Source organism: Pseudomonas sp. LPB0260, assembly GCF_013388395.1.
In genome coordinates this window covers 977,718-990,268 of the sequence record NZ_CP058247.1, presented here as the reverse complement: position 1 = coordinate 990,268, position 12,551 = coordinate 977,718, and the positions used below count along the sequence as shown (strand labels likewise).

Sequence of the window (12,551 nt, the reverse complement as noted above, 5' to 3'; positions counted from 1 at the left end):
GACCAGGCCTGGCGCGCTGCTCAGTCGGGTGTGTTCGATTTTTTACATGGCTATTGTGTAAAAAAATGAACAACGCTAAGCTCCGCTGAAACCCATAACAGCAATAAGACGGGTGTCCCATGTCGCGCCTGCCGTTGATCGGTGTTACCGCCTGCACCAAGCAGATCGGTCTGCATTCCTACCATATAACCGGCGATAAATACGTTCGTGCCGTGGTTGTCGGAGCCGGTGGTCTGCCACTGATCATTCCGGCTCTGGGCGAACTGATCGACCAGCCGAGCCTGCTCGATAATCTGCACGGCCTGCTGTTCACCGGCTCGCCGTCGAACGTCGAGCCCCAGCATTATAGTGGCCCGCCGAGCAGCGCCGGCACCCAGCACGATCCGGCGCGGGACCAGACCACCTTGCCGTTGATCCGCCAGGCGGTCGATGCCGGCATCCCCGTGCTGGGCATCTGCCGCGGTTTCCAGGAAATGAACGTGGCCTTCGGCGGCAGCCTGCACCAGAAGGTGCACGAGGTCGCCGGCATGCTCGACCACCGCGAGCCGCAGGAGCAGCCGCTCGAGGTGCAGTATGCGCCGAGCCATGCCCTGCAGGTGCAGCCGGGCGGGGTGCTCGCCGGCCTCGGCTTGCCGGCGGAGATAGAAGTCAATTCCATTCATGGCCAGGGCGTTGAGCGTCTGGCGCCTGGCCTTCGCGTAGAGGCCCTGGCGCCCGACGGGTTGATCGAAGCCTTCTCCGTCGAGGGGGCGCCGAGCTTCGCCCTCGGGGTGCAATGGCACCCCGAGTGGCAGGTAGTATCCAACCCGAATTATCTCGCCATCTTCCAGGCCTTTGGTGAGGCTTGCAGGAAGAGGGCGGGGCAACGCTGAGCCGGCTATAAAGGATTCGGCTCTTTCCAACCCTGAGGTCTCTATGAGCACCAAATTGGACCAGCTTTCGAGCTGGCTGAAAGAACGCAAAATCACCGAAGTTGAATGCCTGGTCAGCGATCTTACCGGCATTGCCCGTGGCAAGATCTCGCCGACCAACAAGTTCCTCGACGAGAAGGGCATGCGCCTCCCCGAGAGTGTGCTGCTGCAGACCGTCACCGGCGACTACGTCGAGGACGAGGTCTATTACGAGCTGCTCGACCCGGCCGACATCGACATGGTCTGCCGCCCGGACGAGAACGCGGTATTCCTGGTGCCCTGGGCCATCGAGCCGACCGCCCAGGTGATCCACGACACCTATGACAAGCAGGGCAACCCGATCGAGCTGTCGCCGCGCAACCTGCTGAAGAAGGTGCTCAAACTCTATGCCGACAAGGGCTGGCGGCCGATCGTCGCGCCGGAAATGGAGTTCTACCTGACCAAGCGCTGCGAGGACCCGGACTTCCCGCTGCAGGCGCCGCTGGGCCGTTCCGGCCGCCCGGAAACCGGCCGGCAGTCGTTCTCCATCGACGCCGCCAACGAATTCGACCCGCTGTTCGAGGACATGTACGACTGGTGCGAACTGCAGGGCCTGGACCTCGACACCCTGATCCACGAGGAAGGTCCGGCGCAGATGGAGATCAACTTCCGTCACGGCGACGCCCTGGCCCTGGCCGACCAGATCCTGGTGTTCAAGCGCACGATGCGCGAGGCGGCGCTCAAGCATGACGTGGCGGCCACCTTCATGGCCAAGCCGATCACCGACGAGCCGGGCAGCGCCATGCACCTGCACCAGAGCATTGTCGACCGGGAAACCGGGCGCAACGTCTTCTCCAACGAAGACGGCTCGATGAGCGAGCTGTTCCTCCATCACATCGGCGGCCTGCAGAAGTTCATCCCCGAGCTGCTGCCGCTGTTCGCGCCGAACGTCAATTCGTTCCGCCGCTTCCTGCCCGATACCTCGGCGCCGGTGAACGTCGAGTGGGGCGAGGAGAACCGCACGGTGGGCCTGCGCGTGCCGGACTCCAGCCCGCAGAACCGGCGCGTGGAGAACCGCCTGCCCGGCGCCGACGCCAACCCCTACCTGGCCCTGGCCGCCAGCCTGCTGTGCGGCTACATCGGCATGGTCGAGGGCATCGAGCCGAGCGCCCCGGTGGTCGGGCGTGGCTACGAGCGGCGCAACCTGCGCCTGCCGCTGACCCTGGAGGCGGCGCTGGAGCGCATGGAGACCTGCAAGACCGTGGAACAGTACCTGGGCAGCAAGTTCGTCAGCGGCTACGTCGCGGTCAAGCGCGCCGAACACGAGAACTTCAAGCGGGTGATCAGCTCCTGGGAGCGCGAGTTCCTGCTGCTGTCGGTCTGAGTGAGTGGGGGCCGGCCTCGGATGCATCCGGCCCCCGATCAATGCATGAATTTGAGGTGTGTATGAGCAAACCCGTGAGCAACCCGAAAACCCGCGAATGGCAGGCCATGAGCCGCGAGCATCACCTGGCGCCGTTCAGCGACTTCAAGCAGCTGGCGGAGGTCGGCCCGCGCATCATCACCAAGGCCGAAGGCGTGTACCTGTGGGACAGCGAGGGCAACAAGATCCTCGACGGCATGGCCGGCCTGTGGTGCGTAGCGCTGGGCTACGGTCGCGAAGAGCTGGTCGAGGCGGCCGCGGCGCAGATGCGCGAGCTGCCGTTCTACAACACCTTCTTCATGACCGCCCACCCGCCGGTGCTGGAGCTGGCCAAGACCATCGCCGAGATCGCCCCGGCGGGGATGAACCATGTGTTCTTCACCGGTTCCGGTTCCGAAGGCAACGACACCATGCTGCGCATGGTCCGCCACTACTGGGCGATCAAGGGCCGGCCGAACAAGAAGGTGATCATCGCCCGGGAGAACGGTTACCACGGCTCCACCGTGGCCGGCGCCAGCCTCGGCGGCATGAAGTACATGCATGAGCAGGGCGACCTGCCGATTCCCGGCATCGTGCACATCCCGCAGCCCTACTGGTTCGGCGAAGGCGGCGACATGAGCCCCGACGAGTTCGGCGTCTGGGCCGCCGAGCAGCTGGAGAAGAAGATTCTCGAAGTCGGCGAAGACAACGTCGCCGCCTTCATCGCCGAGCCGATCCAGGGCGCCGGCGGGGTGATTGTGCCGCCGGACAGCTACTGGCCGAAGGTCCGCGAGATCCTCGCCAAGTACGACATCCTGTTCGTCGCCGACGAGGTCATCTGTGGCTTCGGCCGCACCGGCGAGTGGTTCGGCAGTGACTACTACGGCAATGCACCGGACATGATGACCATCGCCAAGGGCCTGACCTCCGGCTACGTGCCGATGGGCGGCCTGATCGTGCGCGACGAGATCGTCGAAGTGCTCAACCAGGGCGGCGATTTCAACCACGGCTTCACCTACTCCGGGCATCCGGTGGGGGCCGCCGTGGCCCTGGCGAACATCCGCATCCTGCGCGAGGAGAAAATCGTCGAGCGGGTCAGGGAAGAGACGGCACCCTATTTGCAGAAACGCCTGCGTGAACTGGCCGACCACCCGCTGGTGGGCGAGGTGCGCGGCGTCGGCCTGCTCGGTGCCATCGAGCTGGTGCAGGACAAGGCGACCCGCGCGCGCTTCCCGGGCGAGGTGGGCGTGGGCATGATCTGCCGCGGTCACTGCTTCGACAACGGCCTGGTCATGCGCGCCGTGGGCGACACCATGATCATTTCGCCGCCGCTGGTGATCAGCAAGGCGGAGATCGACGAGCTGGTGGACAAGGCCCGTCTGTGCCTCGACCTGACGGCCAAGGCAGTACTTAACTGAAGTGAGTGACGTAAGCGCTTTCGGACCCTTAGGCCTGAAAGTTGTAAAAAGTGCCATGACCTTGCCAGACTGCGTCCGCGCGTTGGCCAGGCTCACCGGTAGGTGTCGCAGTGAGGCTGCGCCGCCCACCGGAATACTTCTACGACAACAGGAGCTGTACGCATGAACAAATTCGGCAAAACCCTTCTCGCGCTGTCCCTGGCCGGCGCCGTAGCCGGTGCCGCTCAGGCCGAGGACAAAGTGCTGCACGTCTACAACTGGTCGGACTACATCGCCGAGGACACCCTGGACAACTTCCAGAAGGAAACCGGCATCAAGGTGGTCTACGACGTCTTCGACAGCAACGAGACCCTGGAAGCCAAGCTGCTCTCCGGCGGTTCGGGCTACGACGTGGTGGTGCCGTCCAACCAGTTCCTCGCCAAGCAGATCAAGGCCGGGGTGTTCCAGCCGCTGGACAAGTCCAAGCTGCCGAACTGGAAGAACCTCAACGCCGACCTGATGAAGGCCCTGGAAGCCGCCGACCCGGGCAACCAGTACGCCTTCCCCTACCTGTGGGGCACCACCGGCATCGGCTACAACCCGGAGAAGGTCAAGGCCGCCCTGGGCGTGGACAAGATCGATTCCTGGGGCGCGGTGTTCAAGCCGGAGAACATGGAGAAGCTCAAGTCCTGCGGCGTCGCCATGCTCGATGCGCCTGAAGAGATCTATGCCGCGGCGCTGCACTACCTGGGCAAGAACCCGATCGCCCAGAGCCCGGCGGACGTGAAGGCGGCCGAGGAGCTGTTGCTGCAGGTGCGTCCGCATGTCACCTACTTCCACTCCTCCAAGTACATCTCCGACCTGGCCAACGGCAACATCTGCGTCGCGGTCGGCTGGTCCGGCGACGTGTTCCAGGCCCAGGCCCGCGCCGAGGAAGCGAAGAACAACGTACCGGTCGCCTACGCCATTCCCAAGGAAGGCGCCGCCACCTTCTTCGACATGATGGCCATCCCGGCCGACGCCAAGAACACCGAGGCGGCCTACACCTTCCTCAACTACATCCTCACCCCGGAAGTGATCGCGCCGATCTCCGACTACGTGGCCTACCCGAACGGCAACGCCGCCGCCACGCCGCTGGTCTCCGAGGAAATCCGCAACAACCCGGGCATCTACCCGACCGAGGAAGCCTCGAAGAAGCTCTACACCTTCACCGAGCTGAGCCCGAAGGTGCAGCGTGCCATGACCCGCAGCTGGACCAAGGTCAAGTCCGGCCGCTAAGCGACACCAAGCCAACCGGCTTCTGGCGGGGCGACCCGCCAGAAGCGCTAACAACAAAAAAGGAAGCTTGTATGCGTGATCCCACTCTTCTGCCCGGCCTGCTTGCCGGGGCTGTCGGCGGTGCGTTTTACGGCGCCCGGCTGTCTGTTGCCTGGCGTCGCCGGGTCATCGCCATCGCCTAGCGTTAGGTGGCTCAACAGCAACGGTCTTTTCCGATAAAGTGCCGGCCTTTTCGCGGGCGGGCCGATGAAGAAAGAGGACACACGCATGCGCATCTGCTTCGCCAAGGCTCTGCTCGTCAGCGCCCTGGGCCTCGTCGCGGCGAGCCTGGCTCAGGCGGCCGGGACCCTGCACATCTACAACTGGAGCGACTACATCGGCGAAACCACGCTCGCCGACTTCGAGCGGGCCAGCGGGATCAAGCCGGTCTACGACGTCTTCGACTCCAACGAAACCCTCGAAGGCAAGCTGCTGGCCGGCCGTTCCGGCTATGACCTGGTGGTGCCTTCCAACCATTTCCTCGGCAAGCAGATCAAGGCCGGCGCCTTCCAGAAGCTCGACCGCAGTCTGCTGCCCAACTGGGACAACCTCGATCCTGCGCTGCTCAAACAGCTGCAGAAGAACGATCCGGGCAACCAGTACGCCGTGCCCTACCTGTGGGGCACCAACGGCATCGGCTACAACGCCGAGAAGGTCAAGGCGGCCCTCGGCGTCGAGCGCATCGACTCCTGGGCGGTGCTGTTCGAGCCGCAGAACATGCGGAAGCTGGCCAGTTGCGGGGTGAGCTTCCTCGACTCGGCCGACGAGATGATCCCGGCGGTGCTCAACTACCTGGGGCTGGACCCCAACAGCAGCCGTGCCGAGGACTACGCCAAGGCCGAGGCCAAGCTGCTCGAGGTGCGCCCCTACGTCACCTATTTCCACTCCTCCAAGTACATCGGCGACCTGGCCAACGGCAACATCTGCGTGGCCGCCGGCTACTCCGGCGACATGCTGCAGGCGGCCGCCCGTGCCGAAGAGGCCGGCCAGGGCGTGGAGATCCGCTACGCGATCCCCCAGGAGGGGGCGAACCTGTGGTTCGACATGCTGGCCATCCCCGCCGACGCCGGCAACGTCAGGGAGGCCCACGCCTTTATCAATTTCCTGCTGGAGCCGGCGGTGATCGCCGGGGTCAGCGACTACGTCGGCTACGCCAACCCCAATCCCAAGGCCTCCGAGCTGATGGATCCAGCGGTGCGTGACGACGAGCGGGTGTACCCGCCGCAAGCGGTTTTGGACAGGTTGTTTATCTCGGCGGAGTTGCCGAGCAAGGTGCAAAGGCTGATGACCCGCAGCTGGAACAGGGTCAAGTCAGGCCAGTAAATTCGCTCGTCCGGCCGCAGGGGTTGGGCGCTATTTTCCGGGAGTTTTGGTAATGGCAGTTGCTTCGAGTGCCTACAAGAAGATCCTCGAGGGCGATCAAGAGCCCAAAGAGGTGCTGGTCAAGATCGAGCGGGTCACCAAGAAGTTCGACGAGACGGTCGCCGTCGACGACGTCTCGCTGACCATCCACAAGGGCGAGATCTTCGCCCTGCTCGGCGGCTCCGGTTCGGGCAAGTCGACCCTGCTGCGCATGCTCGCCGGCTTCGAGCGGCCCACCGACGGGCGCATCTTCCTCGATGGCGAGGACATCACCGACATGCCGCCCTACGAGCGGCCGATCAACATGATGTTCCAGTCCTACGCCCTGTTTCCGCACATGAGCGTGGCCGAGAACATCGCCTTCGGCCTCAAGCAGGACCGCATTCCCAAGGCCGAGATCGACGCCCGGGTCGAGGAAATGCTCAAGCTGGTGCAGATGACCCAGTACGCCAAGCGCAAGCCGCACCAGCTCTCCGGCGGCCAGCGCCAGCGCGTGGCCCTGGCCCGTTCCCTGGCCAAGCGGCCCAAGCTGCTGCTGCTCGACGAACCCATGGGCGCGCTGGACAAGAAGCTGCGCTCGCAGATGCAGCTGGAGCTGGTGGAGATCATCGAGCGGGTCGGCGTGACCTGCGTGATGGTCACCCACGACCAGGAAGAGGCCATGACCATGGCCCAGCGCATCGCCATCATGCACCTGGGCTGGATCGCCCAGATCGGCAGCCCGGTGGACATCTATGAGACCCCGACCAGTCGCCTGGTCTGCGAGTTCATTGGCAACGTCAACCTGTTCGACGGCCAGGTGGTCGAGGACATGGAAGGCCACGCGCTGATCGACAGCCCGGACCTGGAGCGCAACATCTTCGTCGGCCACGGCGTCAGCACCTCGGTGCAGGACAAGAGCATCACCTACGCGATCCGCCCGGAGAAGCTGCTGGTCACCACCGAGCAGCCGAGCGGCGAGCACAACTGGTCGCGCGGCAAGGTGCACGACATCGCCTACCTGGGCGGTCATTCGGTGTTCCACGTCGAGCTGCCGAGCGGCAAGATCGTCCAGTCCTTCGTCGCCAACGCCGAACGGCGTAATGCGCGGCCGACCTGGGACGACGAGGTCTTCGTCTGGTGGGAGGACGACAGCGGGGTGGCGCTGCGCTCATGAACATTTCCCGAAGCATTAGCCGCCGGCTGCCCAAGGGCCGCCACTTCGTCATCGGTGTGCCGTTCGTCTGGCTGTTCATGTTCTTCCTGCTGCCCTTCATCATCGTGCTGAAGATCAGCTTTGCCGAAGCCGAACTGGCCATCCCGCCCTATACCGATATCTACACCTGGGCCGACAACCAGCTGTCGCTGGTGATCAACCTGGGCAACTACATCTTTCTCAGCGAGGACGACCTGTACGTGTCGGCCTACCTAGGCTCGCTGAAGATCGCCCTGATCAGCACCCTGCTGTGCCTGCTGATCGGCTACCCGATGGCCTATGCCATCGCCCGCGCGCCGAGGGAGATGCAGACGGTGTTCCTGCTGCTGATCATGATGCCGACCTGGACGGCGATCCTGATCCGCGTCTACGCCTGGATGGGCATCCTCAGCAGCAACGGCCTGCTCAACAGCCTGCTGCTGAGCCTGGGCCTGGTCGACGAGCCGCTGCGCATCCTCAACACCAACGTCGCGGTGTACATCGGCATCGTCTACTCCTACCTGCCGTTCATGGTCCTGCCGCTCTACGCCAACCTGGTCAAGCACGACCAGAGCCTGCTGGAAGCGGCGGCCGACCTGGGTTCGAGCAACTTCAACAGCTTCTGGAAGATCACCGTGCCGCTGTCGAAGAACGGCATCATCGCCGGCTGCATGCTGGTGTTCATCCCGGTGGTCGGCGAGTTCGTCATCCCCGAGCTGCTCGGCGGCCCGGAGACCCTGATGATCGGCAAGGTGCTGTGGCAGGAGTTCTTCAACAACCGCGACTGGCCGGTGGCCTCCGCCCTGGCGGTGGTGATGCTGCTGATCCTGATCATCCCGATCATCCTGTTCAACCGTAACCAGGCGAAGGAAATGGAGGGCAGGGCATGAAGCGCGTAAGTTTCTCCACCCTGATGCTGTGGGCCGGGCTGGTGTTCATCTACCTGCCGATGGTCATTCTGGTGATCTACTCGTTCAACGGTTCGCGCCTGGTCACGGTGTGGGGCGGCTGGTCGGTGAAGTGGTACGTCGGCCTGCTCGACAACACCCAGCTGATGAGCGCGGTGCTGCGTTCCCTGGAGATCGCCCTGTACACGGCGATCGCCGCGGTGGCGCTGGGCACCCTGGCGGCCTTCGTGCTGACCCGGGTGACCCGCTTCAAGGGGCGCACCATGTTCGGTGGCCTGGTCACCGCGCCGCTGGTGATGCCCGAGGTGATCACCGGTCTGTCGCTGCTGCTGCTGTTCGTGGCCATGGCCCAGCTGATCGGCTGGCCGGCCGAGCGCGGCCTGCTGACCATCTGGATCGCCCACACCACCTTCTGCACCGCCTACGTCTCGGTGGTGGTGTCCTCGCGCCTGCGCGAGCTGGACCTGTCCATCGAGGAGGCGGCCATGGACCTGGGGGCGCGGCCGTGGAAGGTGTTCTTCCTGATCACCATCCCGATGATCGCGCCGTCCCTGGCGGCCGGCGGCATGATGTCCTTCGCCCTGTCGCTGGACGACCTGGTGCTGGCCAGCTTCGTCTCCGGTCCCGGCTCCACCACCCTGCCGATGGAGATCTTCTCCGCCGTGCGCCTGGGCGTGAAGCCGGAGATCAACGCCGTGGCCAGCCTGATCCTGCTGGCGGTGTCGCTGGTCACCTTCCTGGTCTGGTTCCTCACCCGCCGGGCCGAGGAGCGGCGCAAGCGCGCCATCCAGCAGGCCATGGACGAAACCACCGGCGCCAGCCAGCAGCGCGGTCCGGACAGCCGCCGCGACCCGTCGCAGCAGCCTGCGGTGGTCTGATCGAGCCGGGTTGGGCGCATTGAAAAGGGGTCACTCAGGTGGCCCCTTTTTTGTGCTGTGGATTTTAGGCGGGTGGCGGCTGTTCTGCCGCGATCACGGCGCGGCGGTTTCCGCCCAGTCGCAGAAGCAACCCAGCGCCAGGGTGTTGCTGGCGTCGACCGTCCGGCCTGCCGCCAGGGCTTCGAGGATCGGTTCGATGAAGCTGTTGCTCGAGTTGCAGGTGAGGCCTTCGCTGTAGGGGCCGAAATAGGCCAGCTGGCCGTGGGTGTCCCAGATGGCCACGGCCGGGCTGGCGGGTATCCCTGCGGCGCCGGGCAGGGTCGTCAGTGCCTGCAGGTCGCCCGGGCCGGCCGTCAGGCGGCCCTGGCTGCCGGGCTTCTGCACCGCGTAGAAGGCCACGCCGCGCGGGGCGAACTCGGCGATCAGTTCGCTCAGGTGCTGCTGATTGCCGACATTGCAGGGGCAGGCGGGGTCCCAGAAGTGCACCAGGCGAATCGGCCCGGGGCCGGCCAGGCTGTCCGGCAGGCGCAGTTCGGCGCCGGAGAACAGCGCCGCGCGCTCGTCGAAGGGGCGCAGGTAGCGTTCCTCGAACCAGCGAAGGGCCAGCGCCAGGGCGGCGACCAGCAGCAGCGTGAGCAGGCAGGCGAGCAGGGTCTTGCGGCTGGGGCGGGACATGGCATGGCGGTCGCGGAAGGGGCGCCTAGCTTGCCATGTCGCGCGTTGCAGCTGAACATCTGAGCGCGCCTGCGGCACAATGGCGCCCTGCGCAATGTCCCACCCAGTCCACGGAAAGCCTTATGCCAGAGCGTTTCGATCCCGAGCACCTGCGTCCCTTGCTGCGCCCCCTGGCCGCGGCGACGCTGGAGTTGCCGGCGGTGCAGGCCTATCGGAGCTTCTATGGCATCGATCTGGCGCAGCGCCACGCGCGTCTGGACTGTCGTCTGGGCGGCTTCTCCGTCGCCGGCTACCAGATCGCTGCGCACCTCTGGGCGCCCCCCGAGCCGCAGGCGACCCTGCTGCTGGTGCACGGCTACTACGACCATATGGGGCTGTACCGTCACGTGGTCGACTGGGCGCTGCAGATGAACTTCGCGGTGCTCGCCTGCGACCTGCCGGGGCACGGCCTGTCCAGCGGCGCCCGGGCCAGCATCGATGACTTCGCCGAGTACCAGCAGGTGTTGCACGGCTTGCTCGAGGAGGCGGCGCTGCTGGACCTGCCGCAGCCCTGGCACCTGTGCGGGCAGAGCACCGGTGGCGCGATCCTGCTGGACTACCTGCTCAACGGCGCGCCACGGCCGGAGATCGGCCAGAGCATCCTCCTGGCGCCGCTGGTGCGGCCGCGGGCCTGGACCTGGTCGCAGCTCAGCTATCGCCTGCTCAGCCCCTTCGTCAAGGCGATACCCCGGCGCTTCAGCGAGAACTCCAGCGATCCCGCGTTCATCGACTTCGTGCAGAACCGTGACCCCCTGCAGCCGCGCAACCTGCCGACGGCCTGGTTCGCCGCCCTGCGCGACTGGGTGCCGCGCATCGAGGCGGCGCCGCGCAGCGCCCACAGCCCGCTGATCATCCAGGGCGAGGCGGACATGACGGTGGACTGGCAGCACAACCTCGAGGTGCTGCAGGACAAGTTCGCCACGCCGCAGATTCTGCGCCTGCCCGAGGCGCGCCATCACCTGGCCAATGAGGTGCCGGCGCTGCGCCAGCGCTATTTCGACTTTCTCCGCGAGCGCCTGGCCTGAGGCTCAGATGCCCTGGGGCGCCGGCTCCAGCTCGGCGCTGCTCTGGCCCACGGCCAGGCCGGAGCGGATCGCCGTCAGGGCGGCGCGGTAGTAGGCCTGGCCCGCAGGAGACTGGGCGAAACTGACGAACTCCTCCAGCTCCGGATCGGACAGCTCGCGGTAGACGTGCAGCAGGGTGTTGTCGAGGTCGGCACCAATCTGCTCGATCAGGTGCTGACGCTGGGTATCGAGCAGGGTCTGGGCCGCACCGCCGCCGAGCAGGCCGGGCAGCATCTGGCTGAGGCTGTCGGCGGCGACGCCGGCCAGGGCCAGGCTGATCTCGGCGCCCGCCTCTTCGGCCGGCAGGGCCTGGGCCAGGTGGCGGATCAGCAGGCGCCGGGTGGCGCTGGCCTCGCTGCGCGGCAGGCCGTCGACGTGCAGCGCCAGCTGCTCGCGGCTGGTGGCGAGCAGTTCGGCGGCGACTATCTTGCGACCCAGCGGCGACTGGAAGAACTGCAGGGCCGGCGCCGGATCGGTCAGCTGCTGGCGCAGGCTGTATTGCGCGCGCTGGTCAATGGCCCGCGGGTCGAAGCGACGGTTGCTGTTCTCCACCAGGGCCTGGTAGACCGCCGGCGGCAGGCTGCGGCGGTAGCGTTCCTGGGCGGCGCGCAGGGCGTCGTTGAAGTGCGCGCGCTGCTGCGGCCAGCCGGCGGCCTGGTACAGCTGCAGGTGCACGTCGGCCAGGCTGGGCAGGCTGAAGATCAACAACAAGACAACGCAAAGGGCGCGCATACAGACTCCTGTGTAGCGGGCGGCTATTTTCAATGGCCAGTCGAAGCTTGTCGAGGCGCGCGGCCTTGCCACGCTGTAGAATCGCCGGCATGCCGACCGACGCCCAAGACCTGCCCCTATCGAACATCGTCGACGACCTAGCCGAACAGGGCTGGTCGTTGCAGCCGCTGTTCGCGCCTAATGCTCTGACCCTCGAGTTGGCCGAAGAGTGCCGCAGGCGCGCGGCCCGGGGCGCCTTGACCCCCGCCGGCGTCGGCAAGGCCCAGGAGGTCCGCGAAGGCATTCGCGGCGACCGCATCGAGTGGCTGGACCCCGGCCAGTCGGCGGCCTGCGATCGCTACCTGGCGCTGCTCGACGAGTTGCGCCTGACGCTCAACCGCGGGCTCTTCCTCGGCCTCGAGGACTACGAGAGCCACTTCGCGCTGTACCCGCCGGGCGCCTTCTACCAGAAGCACCTGGACCGCTTTCGCGACGACGACCGCCGTGCGGTGTCGGTGGTGCTCTACCTCAACCCGGACTGGCAGCCCGAGCATGGCGGCGCCTTGCGCCTGTATCTGGCCGACGGCTCGACGCGCGATATCGCCCCCCAGGCCGGCAGCCTGGTGGCATTTCTATCGGCGGAGATGCTCCATGAGGTGCTGCCGACCACCCGCGAGCGGCTGTCGCTGACCGGCTGGTTCCGCCGTCGCGGCGCCGACCCATTGCAGCCATGA

General features: G+C 65.9%; 12 protein-coding genes. 10 read left to right on the top strand and 2 right to left on the bottom strand.

Annotated elements, in window-relative coordinates; translation table 11 throughout:
* The first annotated feature begins 119 nt into the window (after nt 1-119).
* The 8 genes from LPB260_RS04245 to LPB260_RS04210 all read left to right on the top strand — a co-directional run bounded on the left by LPB260_RS04245 (nt 120) and on the right by LPB260_RS04210 (nt 9,328).
* Nucleotides 120-872, top strand: coding sequence for a gamma-glutamyl-gamma-aminobutyrate hydrolase family protein (locus LPB260_RS04245; protein WP_208707394.1), 753 nt, complete (start codon nt 120-122; stop codon nt 870-872).
* 43 nt (nt 873-915) lie between these two features.
* Nucleotides 916-2,274, top strand: a complete 1,359-nt coding sequence (locus tag LPB260_RS04240; RefSeq protein ID WP_208707393.1) for a glutamine synthetase family protein — start codon at nt 916-918, stop codon at nt 2,272-2,274.
* Between the two features lie 62 nt (nt 2,275-2,336).
* On the top strand, nt 2,337-3,710 hold the full coding sequence (locus LPB260_RS04235) for an aspartate aminotransferase family protein (protein WP_208707392.1): 1,374 nt from the start codon (nt 2,337-2,339) through the stop codon (nt 3,708-3,710).
* Nucleotides 3,711-3,872: 162 nt separating this feature from the next.
* Nucleotides 3,873-4,967 carry a polyamine ABC transporter substrate-binding protein gene (locus tag LPB260_RS04230; protein WP_208707391.1) on the top strand — a complete coding sequence of 365 codons (1,095 nt, stop codon included), beginning with the start codon at nt 3,873-3,875 and terminating at the stop codon, nt 4,965-4,967.
* 267 nt (nt 4,968-5,234) lie between these two features.
* Nucleotides 5,235-6,329, top strand: a complete 1,095-nt coding sequence (locus tag LPB260_RS04225) for a polyamine ABC transporter substrate-binding protein (protein WP_208707390.1) — start codon at nt 5,235-5,237, stop codon at nt 6,327-6,329.
* A 52-nt stretch (nt 6,330-6,381) separates the two neighbouring features.
* Entirely contained in the window at nt 6,382-7,524 is a 1,143-nt protein-coding gene (potA, locus tag LPB260_RS04220; protein WP_208707389.1) for a polyamine ABC transporter ATP-binding protein, read from the top strand.
* A 26-nt stretch (nt 7,525-7,550) separates the two neighbouring features.
* Nucleotides 7,551-8,432 (top strand): ABC transporter permease subunit, encoded by an 882-nt coding sequence (locus LPB260_RS04215; protein WP_208710041.1) that lies wholly within the window; start codon nt 7,551-7,553, stop codon nt 8,430-8,432.
* Nucleotides 8,429-9,328, top strand: a complete 900-nt coding sequence (locus LPB260_RS04210; protein ID WP_208707388.1) for an ABC transporter permease subunit — start codon at nt 8,429-8,431, stop codon at nt 9,326-9,328. The genes LPB260_RS04215 and LPB260_RS04210 overlap by 4 nt, the downstream gene beginning before the upstream one ends.
* Nucleotides 9,329-9,421: 93 nt before the next feature.
* On the opposite strand, the gene LPB260_RS04205 is transcribed toward LPB260_RS04210, so the two are convergent.
* Nucleotides 9,422-10,003: a DUF6436 domain-containing protein gene (locus tag LPB260_RS04205; protein WP_208707387.1), complete on the bottom strand. Its 582-nt coding sequence runs from the start codon at nt 10,001-10,003 to the stop codon at nt 9,422-9,424.
* 122 nt (nt 10,004-10,125) lie between these two features.
* Between LPB260_RS04205 and LPB260_RS04200 the strand changes: the two genes are divergently transcribed.
* A complete protein-coding gene (locus LPB260_RS04200) occupies nt 10,126-11,067 on the top strand; it encodes an alpha/beta hydrolase (RefSeq protein WP_208707386.1) in 942 nt (313 codons plus the stop codon).
* A 3-nt stretch (nt 11,068-11,070) separates the two neighbouring features.
* Here LPB260_RS04200 and LPB260_RS04195 read toward each other — a convergent pair whose 3' ends face one another.
* Complete coding sequence (locus LPB260_RS04195) at nt 11,071-11,838, bottom strand: DUF2059 domain-containing protein (RefSeq protein ID WP_208707385.1); 768 nt, start codon at nt 11,836-11,838, stop codon at nt 11,071-11,073.
* 89 nt (nt 11,839-11,927) lie between these two features.
* Here LPB260_RS04195 and LPB260_RS04190 point away from each other — a divergent pair, with 89 nt between their 5' ends.
* Nucleotides 11,928-12,551 carry a 2OG-Fe(II) oxygenase gene (locus LPB260_RS04190; RefSeq protein WP_256625646.1) on the top strand — a complete coding sequence of 208 codons (624 nt, stop codon included), beginning with the start codon at nt 11,928-11,930 and terminating at the stop codon, nt 12,549-12,551.

Bases quoted from the DNA above. Each gene is read 5' to 3' on its own strand.
- LPB260_RS04240 (WP_208707393.1), top strand. From the start codon at position 916: ATGAGCACCAAATTGGACCAGCTTTCGAGCTGGCTGAAAGAACGCAAA.
- LPB260_RS04245 (WP_208707394.1), top strand. From the start codon at position 120: ATGTCGCGCCTGCCGTTGATCGGTGTTACCGCCTGCACCAAGCAGATC.
- LPB260_RS04235 (WP_208707392.1), top strand. From the start codon at position 2,337: ATGAGCAAACCCGTGAGCAACCCGAAAACCCGCGAATGGCAGGCCATG.
- LPB260_RS04200 (WP_208707386.1), top strand. From the start codon at position 10,126: ATGCCAGAGCGTTTCGATCCCGAGCACCTGCGTCCCTTGCTGCGCCCC.
- LPB260_RS04195 (WP_208707385.1), bottom strand. From the start codon at position 11,838: ATGCGCGCCCTTTGCGTTGTCTTGTTGTTGATCTTCAGCCTGCCCAGC.
- potA (WP_208707389.1), top strand. From the start codon at position 6,382: ATGGCAGTTGCTTCGAGTGCCTACAAGAAGATCCTCGAGGGCGATCAA.
- LPB260_RS04205 (WP_208707387.1), bottom strand. From the start codon at position 10,003: ATGTCCCGCCCCAGCCGCAAGACCCTGCTCGCCTGCCTGCTCACGCTG.
- LPB260_RS04210 (WP_208707388.1), top strand. From the start codon at position 8,429: ATGAAGCGCGTAAGTTTCTCCACCCTGATGCTGTGGGCCGGGCTGGTG.
- LPB260_RS04190 (WP_256625646.1), top strand. From the start codon at position 11,928: ATGCCGACCGACGCCCAAGACCTGCCCCTATCGAACATCGTCGACGAC.
- LPB260_RS04225 (WP_208707390.1), top strand. From the start codon at position 5,235: ATGCGCATCTGCTTCGCCAAGGCTCTGCTCGTCAGCGCCCTGGGCCTC.
- LPB260_RS04230 (WP_208707391.1), top strand. From the start codon at position 3,873: ATGAACAAATTCGGCAAAACCCTTCTCGCGCTGTCCCTGGCCGGCGCC.